This window comes from uncultured Paracoccus sp. (assembly GCF_947487305.1).
GTDB lineage: Bacteria > Pseudomonadota > Alphaproteobacteria > Rhodobacterales > Rhodobacteraceae > Paracoccus.
Window position 1 is genome coordinate 1 of the sequence record NZ_CANKWH010000014.1, and the last position, 18,834, is coordinate 18,834.

Here is an 18,834-nt window from a genome sequence, read left to right on the forward strand (position 1 = left end):
GATATCAGCGCGTCTCATGGCCCAACATGACACGCCAGGAAACCAATGGGAATCCTATGTCAGGTGGAGAACACTAGATCATCTGCCTGCAGTGACCTACCAAACAGAAGAGGGCGTCGTCATGCATAGGATTATTTCTCGCCCTGCCGAGGAATTGCGAGACGCGAGCCGCTCAGAAGCCATCCAGAATCTCAATGATGCTCGTGGTCGTGCCGGCTATTTACTTCCAGTTGTCGCTAGCGGCGCAGCAGTTTTGGGACTTCTAATCTTAATCAAATCCTCCATTGTGCCGGTAGTGGCTGTTGCGGTTCTGACCATGATAGGTTGTGTTATCGCGCATCAATTGGATACCTCAAGACGTAATGTTGTTTTTTCTTATCAGATGGATGGGACGACCGAGGAAGTATACCGTGAACTGGTTAACTCTTTAGATCAATTGGGCCGCTCAGACGGATTGTGGTATGTTGATGCTTCTGGTGTAGTGAGCACTCTAACCGCGTTGAAACGGAATGCGGGCGCAGGGCATCTGGTTAGTAAATCTCGCACGGAAATCAGTTATTGTTTGCCTCCCGGCGTATAGTCGAACCTAATCCCACCTAGGCTAAAGGTAAGCGGAAAATACCTATACTTCATGCCGGATGGGATTCTTGTAAGCGAGGGCCGAAGCTATGGCTTCGTCGCCTATCACGACCTGCGCTTGGCGTCCCGACCGAGTCGGTTCATTGTTGAGGAACGGGTTCCGAGGGATTGCTTGATCGTGGGTCGGACATGGAAACATCCGAACAAGAAGGGAGGTCCTGACCGACGATTCGCAAATAACCGTGAATTGCCCATATGCCTATTCGGCGAGCTTGCTTTCGTTAGCTCTTCAGGACTGAAGGCACTTGTCTTGTCGTCAGCGCGTGGCGCAGTGACTGCGACCGAGGCGTCGCTTACAGAAATCGGGAGAACCAGTAATGAAACCAGCGCCCCCGATCACGTATTCCTAACCTACGAAGGATAATACGGCGCGATCAGATCGCGCCGTGGCAGTGCTTGAACTTCTTGCCCGAGCCGCAGGGGCAGGGGTCGTTGCGCGAGGGGTTGCCCCAGGTGTCGGGGTTCTGCTCGTCAAAGCCCTGGACCAGCGGGGCGGGCTTCAGGGCGTCGTCTTCCGACTGGTGGTCCTCGCCATGCTCCATGGTCAGGTGGCTTTGCGCCGCCTTCTGCTGTTCGGCCATCTGGCGCAGCATCTCCTGCCGCTCTTCGTCGGTCAGCGGACGGATCTGGGCGAGGCGCTGGGTCACGTCGCCGCGCAGCCCGTCGAGCAGGGTTTCGAACAGCTGGAAGGCCTCGGTCTTGTATTCCGACAGCGGGTCGCGCTGCGCATAGCCGCGGAAGCCCACGACCGAGCGCAGATGTTCCAGCGTCACCAGATGCTCGCGCCATTTCTGGTCGATCATCTGCAGCAGCACCTGCTTTTCGATCTGGCGCATGTTTTCCGGGCCGAAGGCCGCGGTCTTCTCGGCCATGTAGGTGTCGGTGGCGGCTTCGATGCGCTCGGCCATGACCTCCTGATCGACGCCTTCCTCGGCGGCCCAGTCAGCGATGGGCAGGTTCATGTTCAGCTTGTCACGCGCGGCCGTGGTCAGCCCGGCCACGTCCCATTGCTCGGCATAGGCCTTGGGCGGCAGATGCTCGTCCACCAGATCGTCGATCAGCTGGTGGCGCATGTCGGCGGCGATTTCCTCGACCTCGCCCGATTCCATGATCTCGCGGCGCTGGCTGAAGATCGCCTTGCGCTGGTCGTTCATCACGTCGTCGAATTTCAGCAGTTGCTTGCGGATGTCGAAGTTGCGGCCCTCGACCTTGGCCTGCGCGCGTTCCAGGGATTTGTTCACCCAGGGGTGGATGATCGCCTCGCCATCCTTCATGCCGAGCTTCGACAGGACCGAATCCAGCCGTTCCGAGCCGAAGATGCGCATCAGGTCGTCGTCGAGCGATAGGAAGAACAGCGAGCGGCCGGGGTCGCCCTGACGGCCCGAGCGACCGCGCAACTGGTTGTCGATGCGGCGGCTTTCATGGCGCTCGGTGGCCAGCACGAAGAGGCCGCCCGAGTCGAGCACCTTCTGCTTGTCGCCGGCATGTTCGGCCTCGATCCGCGCGCGCAGCTCGTCGGGATGGGCGTCGGGATTGGCCTTCAAGGCCTCCATCACCTTCATCTCGACATTGCCGCCCAGCTGGATGTCGGTGCCGCGACCGGCCATGTTGGTGGCGATGGTCACTGCGCCGGGCTTGCCGGCATCGGCGACGATCTGCGCCTCGGCCTCGTGCTGGCGGGCGTTCAGCACGTTATGGGCAATGCCGGCCTGGGTCAGCATCTGCGACAGCAGTTCCGATTTCTCGATCGAGGTGGTGCCGACCAGCGTGGGCTGGCCCTTGGCGTGCGATTCCTTCACTGCCTCGAGTACGGCGGCGAATTTCTCGGCCGCGGTGCGATAGACGCGGTCGTGTTCGTCCTCGCGCGAGACCGGGCGGTTCGTCGGAACCTCGACCACGCCCAGCTTGTAGATCTCGGCGAATTCCTCGGCCTCGGTGGCGGCAGTGCCGGTCATGCCGGCCAGCTTGTCATAGAGGCGGAAATAGTTCTGGAAGGTCACGCTGGCCAGCGTCACGTTCTCGGGCTGGATGGCCACGCCTTCCTTGGCCTCGATGGCCTGATGCAGACCGTCCGACAGGCGGCGGCCCTTCATCATCCGGCCGGTGAATTCGTCGATCAGGACGATCTCGCCATCGCGGACAATATATTGCTGGTCCTTCTGGAACAGCTTGTGGGCGCGCAGCGCCTGGTTGGCGTGGTGGACGATGGTGGTCGATTCGGGGTCATAGAGCGTCTGGCCGGCGGGCAGGATGCCGGCGGCGCTGAGCATCTGTTCCATCCGCTCGTTGCCATCCTCGGTATAGGTGGCATTGCGGGTCTTTTCGTCCAGCTTGTAATCGGCCTCGGTCAGCTGCGGGATGAACTGGTCCAGCGTCATGTAAAGCTCGCTGCGGTCCTGCGACGGACCCGAGATGATCAGCGGCGTCCGGGCCTCGTCGATCAGGATCGAATCGACCTCGTCGACGATGGCGAAGTAATGGCCGCGCTGGACCATTTCCGCGATCGAGCCCTTCATGTTGTCCCGCAGATAGTCGAAGCCCAGCTCGTTATTGGTCGAGTAGGCGACATCGGCCTGATAGGCGGCGCGCTTCTCGGCCTCGGGCTGGAAGGGATAGACGGCGCCGGTGGTCATGCCGAGCTGGGCAAAGACCTTGCCCATCCATTCGGCGTCACGCTTGGCGAGGTAGTCGTTGACGGTTACGACATGCACGGGCTTGCCGGTCAGCGCATTCAGATAGGCCGGGAAGGTGGCGACAAGCGTCTTGCCCTCACCGGTCTTCATCTCGGCGATATTGCCCTGATGCAGGAAGATGCCGCCCATCAGCTGCACGTCGAAGGCGCGCAGGCCAAGCGCGCGGCGGGCGCCCTCGCGGCAGTTGGCGAACGCCTCGGGCAGCAGCGCATCCAGCGATTCGCCACCCTTCGCACGGGCCTGCAGCGCCCGCGTGGCCGCGATCAGCTCGTCATCGCTGCGGGCCTTGGCCTCGTCTTCGAGAGCGTTGATGCGCGCCACCAGCGGACGGACGGATTTTACCTTGCGGTCATTGGGGGTGCCAAAGACCATCTTCGCCAGATTGCCGATCATGTTACCTTCACAGCTTTGGGAAAGCGCGTGGCCGGTGGGCCACTTGCCCGCACCCTCCGCCTTGCCGTATCAGGGGCCGGAACGAAAAGCGGCGGGTGCGCCTTTCTTGGTTGCGCCGGATGTATGCGTGCCCCGCCAAAGTGTCAACGTCAGAGCCCGTCATAAGGCCGGGATCGGCCTGTCCGTCAAAGGAATTCCCATGCTGAAACGTACCGTAACCGCCGCCCTCTTCGCGCTTGCCCTGCCGTTTGGTCCGGCCATGGCGCAGGACGCCGAGACCGTGGTCGCAAAGGTCAACGGACTCGACATCACCCTGGGCGAGATGATCACCATGGGCCAGCGCATGGGCGCCGAGGGCCAGCAGATCACCGCCGATGACGCGACCTGGCAGATGATGCTGGATCAGTTGGTGCGCCAGACCGCCGTGGCCTCGGCCAAGGGCGACACGCTGACCGCCGCCGACCGCGCCAATCTGGAACTGCAGCGCCGCGCCTATCTGGCCTCGGCCGCGCTGGAAAAGGTGGCAGAGCCCGAGCCGACCGACGAGGAAATCAAGGCAGCCTATGACAAGTATTTCGGCGCGACCGAGCCGAAGACCGAATATTCGGCCGCCCATATCCTCGTCGAGACCGAAGAGGACGCCAAGGCGGTGAAGGCCGAACTGGATGGCGGTGCCGATTTCGGCACCGTGGCCGAGGAACGTTCGACCGGGCCGTCGGGACCGAACAAGGGCGATCTGGGCTGGTTTGCCGCCGATCAGATGGTGCCGGCCTTTGCCGAAGCGGTTCAGGCGATGGAGAAGGGTCAGATCTCGGAGCCGGTTCAGACTGAATTTGGCTGGCACATCATCAAGCTGAACGACACCCGCACCGCCGAGCCTCCGAAACTGGACGAGGTGAAGGAACAGCTGGTCCAGCAGGTTCGCCGCGACAAGGTCGATGCCGAGATCGAGCGGCTGGTGAGCGAGGCCAAGGTGGAAAAGACCGAAGGTCTGGATCCGAAGCTGCTGGAAAGCGCGGAACTGCTTGACGCGGAATGATCCAGCTTGTTGATCTGACGCCGGTAATGACCTGACGGAGCGCGCGATGGCCAAGGACAAGAAGAAAGACAAGTCGGACAAGGCCGGGAAGAAGGCGCGCAAATCCGACAAGGTGAAGCAGATCGAGGCCGAGATGGCCGAGGTAAAGACCGCCTCGGCCAAGCTGGTCTCGCCGCTGGCGCCTGCGGCTTTCCCAGATTTGCCCGCCATCGAGGGCGTCGATTTCGCCAGCGCCTCGGCCGGGATCAAGTATCAGGGCCGCACCGACGTGACCCTGATGCGGATCGCGCCGGGGTCCTCGATCGCCGGTGTCTTCACCCGCTCCTCGACCCGCGCGGCCTGCGTGCTGGACAATCAGGCCAAGCTGGCGGGGCCGCAGGACACCTCGCGCGGCGCGGCCATCATCGTCAATTCCGGCAATGCCAATGCCTTCACCGGCGCGCTGGGGCAGAAATCGGTGGATGCCGTGACCGGCGCCGTGGCGACGAAGCTGGGGATGCCGATCGAGCGGGTGTTTTCTTCCTCGACCGGCGTCATTGGTGAGCCGCTGAAGGCCGAGCGTATCACCGCCGTCATCGACGAACTGGCTGGCGGGCTGGATCCGGCGGGCATCGCCGGGGCGGCGCGCGCCATCATGACCACCGACACCTTCCCCAAGGGCGCCTTCGCCGAAATCGAGGGCGAGGGCGGGGTGATCCGCATCACCGGCATCGCCAAGGGCTCGGGCATGATCGCACCCGACATGGCGACCATGCTGGTCTATATCTTCACTGATGCGACCATCACGCCCGAGCTGCTGCAGAAATTCCTGTCGGCCCGCGTTGACGGCACCTTCAACAGCATCACCGTGGACAGCGACACCTCAACCTCGGATGCGCTGATCCTCGCGGCGACCGGGCGCTCGGCGGCAAAGCCGATCACCAGCGCCAGCTCGGCCACGGGCAAGGCCTTCTCGGCGGCGCTGGACAGCGTCATGCTGGACCTGGCCAAGCAGGTGGTGCGCGACGGTGAGGGGGCGACGAAGTTCGTCGAGGTCCGGGTGACCGGCGCGGCCAGCAAGGCTGACGCCCGCAAGATCGCCAGCGCCATCGCCAATTCGCCGCTGGTCAAGACCGCCATTGCCGGCGAGGACGCCAATTGGGGCCGGGTCGTCGCCGCCGTCGGCAAGTCCGGCGCCAAGGCCGACCGGGACAAGCTGTCGATCAGCTTTGGCGACATGGTTCTGGCCCGCGACGGCTGGCGTTCGCCCGATTACGACGAGACGAAGGCCAGCATCTACATGAAGCGGCAAGAGCTGGTCATCGGCGTCGATCTGGGCTTGGGCAAGGGCGAGCAGACCATGTGGACCTGCGACTTGACCCATCGCTATATCGACATCAACGCCGATTACCGGTCGTGAAAGTCGTGTCGGAGACGCGCAATTGAAAACCGTCCTCGTTTCCGCCGTCCTGTTGATCGACCCTGACGGGCGCGTGCTCTTGGCACAGCGCCCCGAGGGCAAGTCGATGGCGGGGCTGTGGGAGTTTCCGGGCGGCAAGGTCGAGCCGGGCGAGACGCCCGAGGCGGCGCTGATCCGCGAACTGCACGAGGAGCTGGGGATCGAGACCTGGCAATCCTGCCTCGCCCCCATGGCATTCGCCAGCCACAGCTATGCCGATTTCCACCTGCTGATGCCGCTCTTTGCCTGTCGCAAATGGAACGGCATCGTGCAGCCGCGCGAGGGGCAGGGGCTGGCCTGGGTGCGGCCCGAGAAGCTGGCCGAACATCCGATGCCGCCTGCCGACATTCCTCTGATCCCGCAGATTCGTCTGTGGCTTTAATGCCGCAAAGCGCCGGGCACCCCGGGAAAAGTTAATATTTCGTTAACCATTTTCGAGATCCCCATTCCCGGACAGGGGGTGGTCACGGCATTGTGCTTCTACCACGAAGCAAACGCGATGGGATGGACATGATTCGCACGATCACGATCGGTAGCTGTATCTCGGTCCAGGGGGTGTTCGAACGCAAAGACCCGAACGGCAAGATCGCCGTGCGGGTCGGTGACAAGATCTATGTCGGGAAGCCCGTGGGCGCCTGACCGCAACCCTCGTTTTTACGAGTTCGAGAAACGAGAAAGGGCGCCGGGGAGGGCGCCCTTTCTGCTTTGGTGGTGTGGGGGTCGCGAGCGCCGCTTACAGCTTGCGCTCGACCTCCTCGCGCTCGAAGATCTCGATGACATCGCCCGGGCGGATGTCGTCGTAGTTTTCGAAGGCCATGCCGCATTCCTGGCCGGACTGCACTTCCTTGACCTCGTCCTTGAAGCGCTTCAGCGTCTTCAGCGTGCCCTCGTGGATCACCACGTTGTCGCGCAGCAGGCGGACGCCGGCCGAGCGGCGGGCAACGCCCTCGGTGACCAGGCAGCCGGCAACCTTGCCGACGCCGGTAACTTTGAAGACTTCGCGGATCTCGGCATAGCCGATGAAGGTCTCGCGCACTTCGGCCGACAGAAGGCCCGAAGCGGCGGCTTTGATGTCGTCCACCAGGTCATAGATGATCGAGTAGTAACGGATCTCGACACCCTTCTGGTTGGCGGCATTGCGGGCGGGCGCATTGGCACGGACGTTGAAGCCGATGACCGGCGCGCCCGAAGCCTCGGCAAGGCCCACATCGCTTTCGGTGATCGCGCCGACGCCGTAATGCAGCACGCGCACGCGCACCTCGTCATTGCCGACCTTCTCCAGCGCCTGCACGATCGCCTCGGCCGAGCCCTGCACGTCCGCCTTCACCACCACAGGCAGCTCGGCAACGCTCTGGTCGGCCTTGGCCTTGGCCATCATCTGGTCCAGCGTGACGGCGGCACCGGCAGCGGCGCGTTTGTCCTTGGCGGCCTGGATGCGGTAATCGGCGATCTCGCGGGCCTGCGCCTCGGTCTCGACCACGTTCAGAACGTCGCCGGCCTCGGGCGTGCCATTGAGACCCAGCACCTCGACAGGAACCGAAGGGCCGGCCTCCTCGACGCGCTCGCCCTTGTCGTTGATCAGCGCGCGGACCTTGCCCCACTGCTCGCCGACGACGAAGATGTCGCCGCGCTTCAGCGTGCCGTTCTGCACCAGAACGGTGGCGACGGGGCCGCGGCCCACATCCAGCTGCGCCTCGATCACCGCGCCCTGTGCGGCGCGCTGCGGGTTGGCACGCAGTTCGAGGATCTCGGCCTGCAGTGCAATCGCTTCCAGCAACTGGTCCAGGCCCTGGCCGGTCTTGGCCGAAACCTCGACATCCTGCACGTCGCCCGACATCTGCTCGACCACGACCTCGTGCTGCAGCAGCGCGGTGCGGACCTTGTTGGGGTCGGCAGCCGGTTTGTCGACCTTGTTGATCGCCACGATCATCGGCACCTTGGCAGCCTTGGCGTGGTTGATCGCCTCGACCGTCTGCGGCATCACCGCGTCATCGGCGGCGACCACGAGCACGACGATATCGGTGACATTGGCACCGCGCGCGCGCATCGAGGTAAAGGCCGCGTGGCCCGGCGTGTCGAGGAAGGTCAGCACCGCGCCGCCATCGGTGGTCACCTGGTAGGCACCGATATGCTGGGTGATGCCGCCGGCCTCGCCCGAGACCACATTGGCGTGGCGGATGGCGTCCAGAAGCGAGGTCTTGCCGTGGTCGACATGGCCCATGATGGTGATGATCGGAGGCCGGGGCTGGCGATCCTCGTCCTTGTCCTCGACCGTGTCGATGACCTGTTCCACATCCGCGTCCGAGACGCGGACGGCGCGGTGGCCGAATTCCTCGATCACCAGTTCGGCGGTGTCGGCGTCGATCGGCTGGTTGATCGAGACCATCATGCCCATCTGCATCAGCGACTTGACCACGTCGGCGGCGCGTTCCGCCATCCGGTTGGCCAGTTCCGAAACCACGATGGTTTCCGGCAGCTGCACGTCGCGCACCTGCTTTTCGGCCCGGACCGACTGGCCCATGGCTTTCTGCTTGGCCCGCTCCTGCTTGCGCTTCATCGCCGCAAGGCTGCGCTGACGGCCGCCTTCGCCACCGGACAGCGCGTCATTCAGCGACAGCTTGCCGGCGCGGCGGTTGTCACGCTCACCGGCGCGGCCACGGGTATCGGTGGGGGCGCCACGGTCGGCACCACGGTCCGGGCGGTCGCGCTCGGATTTGCGCGGGCCCGTGGTCGAGACACCCTTGGCCTCGGCGCGCGCGGCGGCGGCCTCGACCGCGGCCTGATCGGCCGGGGTCGCCGGCTTCTCGGCGGCGGCAGGCTTGCGCACCTCGGCCTTCTTCTGCTCGCGCAGCTGTGCCTCTTCGGCGCGGCGGGCATCCTCGTCGGCCTTGGCCTTCAGCGCCTCTTCGCGTTCGCGATCCTCGCGCTCCTTGGCCTCGGCCTCGGCGCGGCGGCGCTCGCGTTCTTCCTCGCGGGCCTTTTCCTCGGCGGCGCGGGTGGCAGCTTCCTCGACCTCACGCGCCTTGGCGGCGGCCAAAGCCTTCAGCCGGCGCTCCATCTCGGCATCGGAAATGCCGGCGGGACGCCGCGACCCGGCAGCGGAGACCTGAGCCACGGTCGGAGCGATGCCAGCAGGCTTTTCGGCAGCAGCGCCGGGCTTGGGCACCACGACGCGCTTGCGCTTGGTCTCGACGACCACACTCTTGGTCCGGCCGTGGCTGAAGCTCTGCTTCACCTGACCCGAACGCCCGCCGATGCCCAATGTCTTGTTACCGTCTTTATCGCTCATCTCGCGTCCGTATCCTTTCCGGCGGCCACGCCGCCGTCTTGCTCGCGCAGACCCGTCAGTCTGCCCGCATCCTTGATTACACTGTCGGTCAGCCCACCCGGCGCAAGCGCGCCGTGTATGACATGATCGCGACCGAAGGACAAACCCAATTCTGCCGCCGTCAGGCAGCCAAACCACCGTCCACCCTCGGGTGTCCACAGCTTGCCTTTTCCCCGGTCGGACCCGTCGCTGGCCTGCAACAGAACCTTTGCCTGCCCGGCTGCAAGCCAGGACTTTACCTTCTCGAACCCGGCCACCGCGCGGCCCGCCTTGCGGGCCAGTGACACCAGATCCACGACCCGCTGCGCCATGCCCGCCTCGACCAGCGCGCCCAGACCTTCGGGCGTCGTCACCGGGGCCTTGAACCCGCGCGCAAACAACCCCTTCGTGGCCGCCTTGTCGATCGCGGCGCGATCCGCCACCACCCAGACCCCGCGACCCGGCAGCTTTTCGGCCAGATCAGGCACCACCATGTTGTCGGGCCCCAGCACGAAGCGGACAAGGCCGCGCTTCGGCTGGACCTCGCCCGTGACGATGCAGCGCCTCTCGCTCGGCGCTTCGCGGTCCTTGTCCCGGCCCCCGCGGCTCATCCTGCGGACCTCCAGGGCTTACGCCCCGGCCTCCTCGGTTGCGGTGTCCTCGTCGTCGCTGTCGTCGTCCTTCGGCTCCAGTTCGGTCGGATCGACCCAGCCCAGCATCACGCGGGCGGTCATCACCATGGTCTGCGCATCTTCCAGCGAGACATTGAAGGGTTCCAGAAGGCCGTCATCCTTGACGCGCTGGCCATCGACCGTTGTCCAGCCACCGGCCAGTTCCCAGTCCGCACAGGTGGCAAAGTCTTCCAGCGTCTTCACGCCATCCTTGGCCAATGCCTCTACCATCTGGGGCGTCAGGCCCTCGAATTCAATGAGGCTGTCCTCGGCACCAAGCGCGCGGGCATTTTCCAGCGCGGCCTTGTTGGCGGCTTCCAGCACGTCGCGGGCGCGGGCCTGCAGCTCTTCGGCAGTGCCTTCGTCGACGCCGTCGATCGCCAGCAACTCGTCGAGATCGACGTAGGCCACTTCTTCCAGATTGGTGAAGCCCTCGGCCACCAGCAGCTGGGCGAAGAATTCGTCCAGGTCCAGCTTGTCCATGAACAACTGGGTGCGGCTGTTGAACTCGGCCTGGCGGCGCTTGGATTCCTCTTCCTCGGTCAGGATGTCGATGTCGAGACCGGTCAGCTGGCTGGCCAGACGCACGTTCTGGCCGCGGCGACCGATGGCGAGCGACAGTTGCTCGTCGGGCACCACGACTTCGATGCTGGTCGAATCCTCGTCGAAGACGACCTTCGAGACCTCGGCCGGCTGCAGCGCGTTCACCAGGAAGGTGGCCTGATCATCATTCCACGGAATGATGTCGATCTTCTCGCCCTGCAATTCGCCGACCACGGCCTGCACGCGCGAACCGCGCATGCCGACGCAGGCGCCGACGGGGTCGATCGAGTTGTCATAGGAGATTACGGCGATCTTGGCGCGCGAACCCGGATCACGGGCCACGGCCTTGATCTCGATCACACCGTCATAGATTTCCGGCACTTCCATCTTGAACAGCTCGGCCATGAACTGCGGATCGGTGCGCGACAGGAAGATCTGCGGGCCACGGGCCTCGCGGCGCACATCCTTGACATAGGCCCGGATGCGGTCGTTCGGGCGATAGCTTTCGCGGCCGATCTTCTCGTTGCGGCGCAGGATCGCCTCGCCACGGCCGACGTCGACGATGATGTTGCCATATTCCTCGCGCTTGACGACACCGTTGATGATGCTGCCGGCGCGGTCCTTGAATTCCTCGTACTGGCGATCACGCTCGGCCTCGCGGACGCGCTGCAGGATCACCTGTTTGGCCGACTGCGCCGCGATGCGGCCCAGATCGACCGGCGGCACCTGCTCTTCGAAAACGTCGCCGGCTTGCGGCTTGTTGCCCTTGAACTCGCTGATCGCCACGCCCTCGCGCAGCCAGATGGCGCGGCCATCCTTGGACGGCTCGAAATAGGGGCGGGCCTGCTCGGCGGTGAATTCGGCCTGATAGTTTTCGACGGCCTCGTCCTCGACCACGGTGCGGGCGCGGGTGAAGGTGGCATTGCCGGTCTTGCGGTCGATGCGGACGCGGATGTCCATCTCGGCGCCATAGCGCGACTTGGCTGCACGGGCGAGGCTGTCTTCCATCGCTTCGATGACCAGCTCGGGCTCGATCATCTTCTCGCGGGCGACGGCCTCGGCGGTTTGCAGCAGTTCAAGCTGGTTGGCAGAGGTGATTGCCATCACTTACTCCTTCACTGAGCCGGCGTCCTGCGCGGCCTCGTCTTCGGTTTCGATCTCGTCAAAATGGGATTCGTCGAGATTGTCGATCTCGACCCCCGCATCCTTCTTCTGGCGCAGCATTTCCCGGATCAGCTCGTCGGTCAGCACCAGCTTGGCGTCGCTGAGCCAGTCGAAATTCAGCCCGATGGTCTGGGTCTCGCCGGCTTCCTCGATGTTCAGCAGCACCTCGTCGCCGCCCTCGCCGGTCTCGACGCCGGCCAGGATGCCCTTGAAGCGCTTGCGCCCGTCGATCGGCTGATTGGTTTCCAGCCGGGCCTCGTAGCCCTCGAAGGTGGCGAAGTCCTTCAGCCGGGTCAGCGGCCGGTCGATGCCGGGGCTGGAGACTTCCAGATGGTAATTGTCCTCGATCGGGTCCTCGACATCCAGCGTGGCCGAGACGGCCACCGAGATATCGGCGCAGTCATCCACGTTGATGCCGCCCTCGGGACGGTCGGCCATGATCTGCAGCGTGGCGGTCTTGCCGCCCTGCAGGCGCAGGCGCACCAGTTCGAATCCCAGATCCTCGATCACCGGGATCAGGATCTCGGCCAGGCGCCGGTCGATGGCGGTCTTGGCGATCAGGTCATTGGACATGTCAGTCCCCAGAAATGAAAAACGGGCCATCAGCGGGCCCGGTCGTCTTGCTCGGTGGGGCAGGGGGTGGAAGCCTGCGCCGCTGTTGAGGCGCTATATAGGCGCAAGCTTCGCGGAATGCAAGCCGAGTCTCGGGAAGGTTGTCTAGGCGGCGCTCGCCCTGTCGCGCAGCTCGTCCATCACCCGCACCAGTTCGGCGGCAATCGGCGCTTCGGACAGGGCATGGCCCGCCGCCGGGACGATTCGCAGGTCGCAGCGGTCCCAGCCCTCGGCCAGTTGCCAGGCGCTCTGCGGCGGGCAGACCATGTCATAGCGGCCCTGCACGATAACCGCCGGCAGATGCTCGATCCGGGCGCGGTCGCGCAGAAGCTGGCCCTCGTCGAGGAAACAGCCATTGACGAAGTAATGGTTTTCCAGACGGGCGAAGGCGCGGGCATATTCCGTCGGCGCCGTGGTCGAGGCCGAGGATTGCAACCCGGCCAGCGCGTTTTCCCAGATCAGCCAGGGCAGCGCGTAACGTGCCTGCCGCCCGGGATCGTCATCGAAGAGGCGGCGATGATAGGCGGCGATCAGGTTGCCGCGTTCCCCCTCGGGGATCACCTCGCGGAAGCGCGCCCAGAGATCGGGGAAGAACCGGCCAGCGCCGCCGCCATAGAACCAGTCGAGTTCGCTCTGCATCCCGAGGAACACCCCGCGCAGCACCAGCGCAGCAACGCGATCGGGATGGGCCTCGGCATAGGCAAGGGCCAGTGTCGCCCCCCAGCTGCCACCGAAGAGGGTCCAGCTCGCGACGCCCAGGATCTGCCGGATGGCCTCGATATCGCCGATCAGATGCGCCGTCGTATTCGCCTCGACGCTGGCGGTGGGGCGCGAGCGGCCGCAGCCGCGCTGGTCGAACAGCACCACCCGGTAATGGGCCGGATCAAAGAAGCGCCGCATGAACGGGCTGCAACCGCCGCCGGGGCCGCCATGCAGCACCAGCACCGGCTGGCCATCGGGATTGCCGCATTGCTCGACGTAGAGCTGATGCCCGTCGCCGCGGTCGATCATGCGCTGGTCATAGGGGCGGATGTCGGGATAAAGCCGCCCGGGTGTCGCGCCGATTTGTCCTGCCAATCTGTCCATGGACGCAGTATAGATCGCCCGCGACAAACCTGCCAGCCGAAGGACACGCCATGACCCAGGACAGCCCCCTTGTAACGGGACGGAATGCCGAAGGCAGCAGCGTCGATCCGGCGGAGCTGGCGAAATTCGAGGCTATGGCCGCCGAATGGTGGGACCCAAACGGCAAGTTCAAGCCGCTGCACATGCTGAACCCGACCCGGCTCGACTATATCATCAGCCGCATCGGCGCCGAGTTCGGCCGCGATGCCCGCAGCCTTCGGCCCTTCGAGGGGCTCCGGCTTCTGGATATCGGCTGCGGCGGCGGCTTGCTGACCGAGCCGATGGCGCGGCTGGGGGCTGAGGTGGTGGGCGCCGACGCGGTCGAGCGCAATATCTCGGTTGCCAGCCTGCACGCCGAGCAGCAGGGGCTGCAGATCGACTATCGCGCCACCACCGCCGAGGCACTGGCCGAGGCGGGCGAGCAGTTCGATGCGGTTCTGGCGCTGGAGATCGTGGAACATGTGGCCGATCCGGCGGCCTTTGTGGCCACCTGCGCCACGCTGACCAAGCCCGAGGGCGTGATGATCATCTCGACCCTGAACCGCACGCCGAAAAGCTTTGGCGCGGCGATCATCGGGGCGGAATGGATCATGCGCTGGCTGCCCAAGGGCACGCATGAATGGCACCGCTTCATCACCCCCGAGGAACTGGCGGGGATGATGGACGCGGCGGGGATGCCGGCGGTCGACCGGCGCGGCATGGTCTTCAACCCGATTCGGTGGGACTGGAGCTTGTCGGATCGTGACCTGTCGGTGAATTACATCATGACCGGGCGGCGCTGAGCCTCAGCCGTTCTCGTCACCCGCCAGCCGCAGCCGCAATTCACGCAAGACAGGCAGGGTGGCCCGCACCCGGTCCGCGCCGATGTCGCGGACGATATCGGCGATCAGCGGCATGAAGGCGGCGATGGCCGCATCGCGCGCGGCACGGCCCGCCGGGCTGATCGCCACCAGCTTGCGCCGGGCATCATCCCAATCAGGGCGGATATGCACATGCCCGGCCCATTCCAGCCGCGACAGCGTATTGGTCATCGCCCCACGCGTGACGTGGAAGGCCGCCGCCAGTTCGGCCGGCGTGCGTTCCTCGTTCATATGCGCCAGCAGGTTCAGCACCGAGAAATGCGAGATCTGCATCCCGCGGGGCAGGGCCTTGCTGATCAGGTTGCGCGACAGCTGGTCGGCGATCAGCACCTCGGCAAAGAGGCTCGCGGCCAGACGGTCGGGCGTCTGGTCCTTGGGCTGCGGCGCGTTGGGGGCGGTGGTCGTGGTCATCGGCAGGTCAGGGGCCGCAATAGTCGCGATCATGGGTCAGGGACGGAATGCGCGACCGTGCCCTTTCCACTGCCCCGAGGTCAAGCTCGGCGATGACCAGACCCTGCGTCGTTTCGCCATCGGCCAGCACCTCGCCCCAGGGATCGACGATCAGCGAATGACCATAGCTTTGCCGCGGGTGGCGGTCGGGGCTGTGCGGGGCAGGGTGGGTGCCGCATTGCGCCGGGGCCAGAACGAAACAGCCGGTCTCGATGGCGCGGGCGCGCAGCAGCACATGCCAATGCGCCGCGCCCGTGGTCGGGTTGAAGGCGGCGGGCACCGTCAGGATGCGGGCCCCGGCCTGCGCCAGCCGGCGGTAAAGCTGCGGGAAGCGCAGGTCATAGCAGACGGTCATGCCGATGGGCACCGGCCCCGCGGCCAGCACCGCCTGCGCGCCGGGACGATAGGCGGCGCTTTCGCGATAGCTTTCCGTTTCCGAGATGGTCACGTCGAACATGTGGATCTTGTCGTAACGCGCGGCGATGCCGCCATCCGGCGCGATGAGGAAACTGCGATTGGCAAAGCGGCCGTCGCCTTCCGGGTCGTCATCGCGCAGTGCGAGCGAGCCGATCAGCAGCCAGATGCCGTGCTGGCGTGCGGCGTCCCGCAGGGCGGCCAGCGTCGGGTCTTCGGCCTCGGGTCGCAGCGCCTCGCGCTGCCAGTCGCGCGAGGGCGACAGCAGGTTCGTCGCCTCGGGTGTGGCGATCAGCGTCGCGCCCTCGGCCGCCGCCTTGGCGATCAGGTCCAGCGTCACCGGCAGGTTTTCTGCAGGATCGTCGCTGACCGTCAGCTGCAGCAGCGCGACGCGCAGGAGATCGCTCCCTGCACCGGGTTTCGCCCCGCCGCTGCTTGCTGACTGTGCCACCGTCTTAGCGACCGACTGCCGCGGCATCCGCTGCCAGCAGCGCATCCAGCTTGCCGGCTTGGTCCAGCGCGTAAAGATCGTCGCTGCCACCGATATGCTCGCCATTGATGAAGATCTGCGGCACCGAACGGCGGCCACCGGCGCGGTTGGTCATCGCCAGCCGCAGGTCGGGGTCCATGGAAACGTCGGTCTCGTCAAAGGCGGCCCCCTTGTCGCGCAACAGGGCCTTGGCCCGGTGGCAATAGGGGCAGGAGGGGGTGGTATAGATCTCGATCTGGGCCATGGCGGCAGGACTCTCACGTGGGAAACGGTTCGTTCAATTCCCTATCTAGTGAGCCTTGACCGCCCGCGCCACCACCGCGACCGAAATCGGCCCCGATCCGGCGGCGCGCAGCGCCTCGGCCGCCTGCGCCAGCGTTGCGCCCGAGGTCATCACGTCATCGACCAGCAGCACCGCCCGACCCTGCAGGCGCGCGGCATGGCGGCGGCTGGCCCGGATGCTGCCGGCGACATTGGCGAAGCGGTCAGCCACGCCCTTGTGATCCTGCCCCTCGCTATGCCGGGTGCGGGCCAGGAACTCGGGTCGATGCTCGAGGTCGAAGACCTGCGCCAGGTGCGAGGACAGCAGTTCGGACTGGTTGTATTTCCGCTTGAGCAGCCGCCAGGGATGCACCGACACCGGCACCACCAGCATCCCGGGCCGGATCAGCGGCCGGGCCGCCCGCGCCAGCCAGTCGCCAAGTGCCGGCGCAAGGTCGGGCCGATCGGCATGTTTCAGCGCCAGCACCAGCTGCCGCCCGGTGCCGGAATAGACCATCGCCGCGCGACCATGGCGCCAGGGGCGGGCAATGACCAGGCAATCGTCGCAGACCAGTTGCACCTCGCGCCCGCCCGATGTCTCGACTTCGCCGGGCAGCGGCGCGCCGCAGCGGCCACAGCAGGCGCCGGTGATGAACTCCGCCTCGGACCAGCAGCGCCCGCAGAGCGCGCCTTCGGTCGCGACCGGATCGGCGCAGCACAGGCATTGCGGCGGGTAAAGGATACGCAACGCACCTTTCAACATCCCGCCAAGGCCCCTATGTTGCATCACCATGCAAGCCCTCTCCTCTTCTGACAGACCGGCCTTGACCGACCGCGCCGCGCTGACCCGCAACCGGGCCCGTGCCACCCGCGCCGGTCTGGCGGATTTTCTGCATCGAATCGCCGCCGACGAGCTGCAGGATAGGCTGGCCGAGGTTAAAAGATCGTTTCGGGACGTTGCGGTTGTGACCGGCCATCCAGCTCTCTGGGCCGAGGTCTTTCCCGGGGCGCTGATCCTGCCCGACGCGCCGGTTCTGAACCTGCCGCCGCCCGGCAGTCTCGACCTGGTCATCCACGCCATGTCGCTGCACTGGGCCGATGATCCGGTCGGCCAGATCATCCAATGCGCCCGCGCGCTGCGCCCGGACGGGCTGTTCATCGCCGTCTGCCCCGGCAACCAGACGCTGAGCGAATTGCGCGCCGCGCTGGCCGAGGCCGAGGCCGAGGTCGCCGGAGGCCTGTCGCCGCGCGTGTTGCCGATGGGCGAGATCCGCGAGATGGGTGCGCTGCTGGGCCGCGCCGGGCTGGCGCTGCCGGTGGCCGATCTTCTGAGCCTGCCCGCCAGTTATCGTGATCTGGTCCATTTGGCGCAGGATCTGCGGGCGATGGGCGAGGGCAATGCGCTGGCCGCGCGGCTGCGCCAGTCGACCCGCCGCGAGGTGCTGGCGCGGGCCGCCGCCATCTATGCCGAACGCTTCCCCGACCGCGATGATCCCGCGCGCATCCGTGCGACCTTCGATCTGGTCTTCCTGACCGGCTGGTCGCCCGCCGAGAACCAGCAGAAGCCGCTGCGCCCCGGCAGCGCCCAGATGCTGCTGGCCGATGCGCTGAACGAGATGAAAGACAAGACATGACGCCAGCTGCAAAGCCCGCCGACCATCCCGCCGTCACCCCGCCGAAAACCGGCATCCTGATCGCCAATCTGGGCACGCCCGACGGCTATGACTATTGGTCGATGCGCCGCTATCTGAACGAATTCCTCTCGGACCGGCGGGTGATCGACCTGCCGCGCTGGAAGTGGCAGCCGATCTTGCAGGGCATCATCCTGACCAAGCGGCCATTCAGCTCGGGCGCGAATTATAAGCTGATCTGGAACGAGGAAAAGGGCGAAAGCCCGCTGATGACGATTACCCGCGAGCAGACCGCGGCGCTGCGCGCCCGCGCGACAGCCGAATGGGGCGACCAGGTGATGGTCGAGTTCTGCATGCGCTATGGCAATCCCTCGACCGGGGAGGTGCTGGAGCGGATGGTCAAGGCTGGCTGCCGGCGCATCGTCTTCCTGCCGCTTTACCCGCAATATGCCGGCGCCACCTCGGCCACTGCCAATGACCAGCTGTTCCGGGCCTTGATGGAGCAGACCTGGCAACCCTCGGTGCGCACGGTCGATGCCTATTTCGACCGGCCCGATTACATCGCGGCGCTGGCGGCCTCGGTCCGCCGGGTGCTGGGCGATCGCAAGCCGGGACGGCTGGTTGCCAGCTATCACGGCATGCCGAAGCGCTACCTGATGCAGGGCGATCCCTATCACTGCCAGTGCCAGAAGACCTCGCGCCTGTTGCAGGCGGCGCTTGGCTGGGAAGACGGGATCATCGATACCAGTTTCCAGTCGGTCTTTGGCCGCGAGGAATGGCTGCGGCCCTATACGGTTCAGCATGTCGCCGAATTGGCCAAGCAGGGTGTCAGCGACATCGCCGTGATCTCGCCCGCCTTCGCCGCCGATTGCATCGAGACGCTGGAAGAGATCAATGGCGAGATCCGCGAGGCCTACGAACACGCGGGCGGCAAGGAGTTCACCTATATCCCCTGCCTGAACGATGATCCCGCGCATATCGACGTGATGATGAATGTCATCCGCGAGAATATCGGCGGATGGGTGACGCCCGCCTGAGCGTGCGCCGGCTTATCGCGCCGCCGTTGACCTGATAGTGTTGACGGCAGCGGCAGAGGGAGGACAG

At 65.4% G+C, this 18,834-nt stretch carries 18 protein-coding genes; 8 read left to right on the top strand and 10 right to left on the bottom strand.

The genetic code is table 11. From position 1 onward, the window contains the following. The coding region (locus tag Q1A36_RS15550; RefSeq protein WP_299846059.1) for a hypothetical protein at positions 1 to 580 on the top strand (580 nt) is incomplete at its 5' end. A 433-nt stretch (positions 581 to 1,013) separates the two neighbouring features. On the opposite strand, the gene secA is transcribed toward Q1A36_RS15550, so the two are convergent. Continuing rightward, the gene (gene secA / locus Q1A36_RS15555; protein ID WP_299846062.1) at positions 1,014 to 3,725 is read right to left on the bottom strand and encodes a preprotein translocase subunit SecA; all 2,712 of its coding nucleotides are present in this window, start codon (positions 3,723 to 3,725) and stop codon (positions 1,014 to 1,016) included. A gap of 199 nt (positions 3,726 to 3,924) precedes the next feature. Between secA and Q1A36_RS15560 the strand changes: the two genes are divergently transcribed. The 4 genes from Q1A36_RS15560 to Q1A36_RS15575 all read left to right on the top strand — a co-directional run bounded on the left by Q1A36_RS15560 (position 3,925) and on the right by Q1A36_RS15575 (position 6,841). Further along, the gene (locus Q1A36_RS15560; RefSeq protein ID WP_299846065.1) at positions 3,925 to 4,764 is read left to right on the top strand and encodes a peptidylprolyl isomerase; all 840 of its coding nucleotides are present in this window, start codon (positions 3,925 to 3,927) and stop codon (positions 4,762 to 4,764) included. 46 nt (positions 4,765 to 4,810) lie between these two features. Then, positions 4,811 to 6,163, top strand: a complete 1,353-nt coding sequence (gene argJ / locus Q1A36_RS15565) for a bifunctional glutamate N-acetyltransferase/amino-acid acetyltransferase ArgJ (RefSeq protein WP_299846068.1) — start codon at positions 4,811 to 4,813, stop codon at positions 6,161 to 6,163. Between the two features lie 22 nt (positions 6,164 to 6,185). Further along, positions 6,186 to 6,584 (top strand): (deoxy)nucleoside triphosphate pyrophosphohydrolase, encoded by a 399-nt coding sequence (locus Q1A36_RS15570; protein WP_299846071.1) that lies wholly within the window; start codon positions 6,186 to 6,188, stop codon positions 6,582 to 6,584. 128 nt (positions 6,585 to 6,712) lie between these two features. After that, positions 6,713 to 6,841, top strand: coding sequence for a hypothetical protein (locus Q1A36_RS15575; protein WP_269801957.1), 129 nt, complete (start codon positions 6,713 to 6,715; stop codon positions 6,839 to 6,841). Positions 6,842 to 6,935: 94 nt separating this feature from the next. Here Q1A36_RS15575 and infB read toward each other — a convergent pair whose 3' ends face one another. The 5 genes from infB to pip form a co-directional block, all read right to left on the bottom strand. Further along, the gene (infB, locus tag Q1A36_RS15580; RefSeq protein WP_299846074.1) at positions 6,936 to 9,491 is read right to left on the bottom strand and encodes a translation initiation factor IF-2; all 2,556 of its coding nucleotides are present in this window, start codon (positions 9,489 to 9,491) and stop codon (positions 6,936 to 6,938) included. Then, positions 9,488 to 10,120 (bottom strand): RNA-binding protein, encoded by a 633-nt coding sequence (locus tag Q1A36_RS15585; protein WP_299846077.1) that lies wholly within the window; start codon positions 10,118 to 10,120, stop codon positions 9,488 to 9,490. Before Q1A36_RS15585 ends, infB begins: the two co-directional genes overlap by 4 nt. 18 nt (positions 10,121 to 10,138) lie before the next feature. Beyond that, the gene (nusA, locus tag Q1A36_RS15590) at positions 10,139 to 11,827 is read right to left on the bottom strand and encodes a transcription termination factor NusA (RefSeq protein ID WP_299846080.1); all 1,689 of its coding nucleotides are present in this window, start codon (positions 11,825 to 11,827) and stop codon (positions 10,139 to 10,141) included. Positions 11,828 to 11,830: 3 nt separating this feature from the next. Next, on the bottom strand, positions 11,831 to 12,460 hold the full coding sequence (rimP, locus tag Q1A36_RS15595; protein ID WP_101752730.1) for a ribosome maturation factor RimP: 630 nt from the start codon (positions 12,458 to 12,460) through the stop codon (positions 11,831 to 11,833). Between the two features lie 144 nt (positions 12,461 to 12,604). Continuing rightward, positions 12,605 to 13,585, bottom strand: coding sequence for a prolyl aminopeptidase (pip, locus tag Q1A36_RS15600; RefSeq protein WP_299846083.1), 981 nt, complete (start codon positions 13,583 to 13,585; stop codon positions 12,605 to 12,607). Positions 13,586 to 13,635: 50 nt separating this feature from the next. On the opposite strand from pip, the gene ubiG reads away from it, so the two are divergent. Continuing rightward, entirely contained in the window at positions 13,636 to 14,406 is a 771-nt protein-coding gene (gene ubiG, locus Q1A36_RS15605; protein WP_299846086.1) for a bifunctional 2-polyprenyl-6-hydroxyphenol methylase/3-demethylubiquinol 3-O-methyltransferase UbiG, read from the top strand. 3 nt (positions 14,407 to 14,409) lie between these two features. On the opposite strand, the gene Q1A36_RS15610 is transcribed toward ubiG, so the two are convergent. Genes Q1A36_RS15610 through Q1A36_RS15625 form a run of 4 tightly spaced genes read right to left on the bottom strand, consistent with a single transcriptional unit; the run spans position 14,410 to position 16,892 of the window. After that, positions 14,410 to 14,895, bottom strand: a complete 486-nt coding sequence (locus Q1A36_RS15610) for a helix-turn-helix domain-containing protein (RefSeq protein ID WP_101754287.1) — start codon at positions 14,893 to 14,895, stop codon at positions 14,410 to 14,412. A gap of 7 nt (positions 14,896 to 14,902) precedes the next feature. After that, positions 14,903 to 15,745 carry a carbon-nitrogen hydrolase family protein gene (locus Q1A36_RS15615; protein WP_299846289.1) on the bottom strand — a complete coding sequence of 281 codons (843 nt, stop codon included), beginning with the start codon at positions 15,743 to 15,745 and terminating at the stop codon, positions 14,903 to 14,905. 58 nt (positions 15,746 to 15,803) lie between these two features. Next, complete coding sequence (grxC, locus tag Q1A36_RS15620; RefSeq protein WP_299846091.1) at positions 15,804 to 16,082, bottom strand: glutaredoxin 3; 279 nt, start codon at positions 16,080 to 16,082, stop codon at positions 15,804 to 15,806. A 45-nt stretch (positions 16,083 to 16,127) separates the two neighbouring features. Beyond that, the gene (locus Q1A36_RS15625) at positions 16,128 to 16,892 is read right to left on the bottom strand and encodes a ComF family protein (RefSeq protein ID WP_299846094.1); all 765 of its coding nucleotides are present in this window, start codon (positions 16,890 to 16,892) and stop codon (positions 16,128 to 16,130) included. Here Q1A36_RS15625 and Q1A36_RS15630 point away from each other — a divergent pair. Together Q1A36_RS15630 and hemH are read left to right on the top strand one after the other, a co-directional pair. After that, complete coding sequence (locus Q1A36_RS15630; protein ID WP_299846097.1) at positions 16,891 to 17,733, top strand: methyltransferase domain-containing protein; 843 nt, start codon at positions 16,891 to 16,893, stop codon at positions 17,731 to 17,733. The genes Q1A36_RS15625 and Q1A36_RS15630 overlap by 2 nt on opposite strands. Next, complete coding sequence (hemH, locus tag Q1A36_RS15635) at positions 17,730 to 18,767, top strand: ferrochelatase (RefSeq protein WP_299846101.1); 1,038 nt, start codon at positions 17,730 to 17,732, stop codon at positions 18,765 to 18,767. The genes Q1A36_RS15630 and hemH overlap by 4 nt, the downstream gene beginning before the upstream one ends. Positions 18,768 to 18,834: the final 67 nt, after the last annotated feature.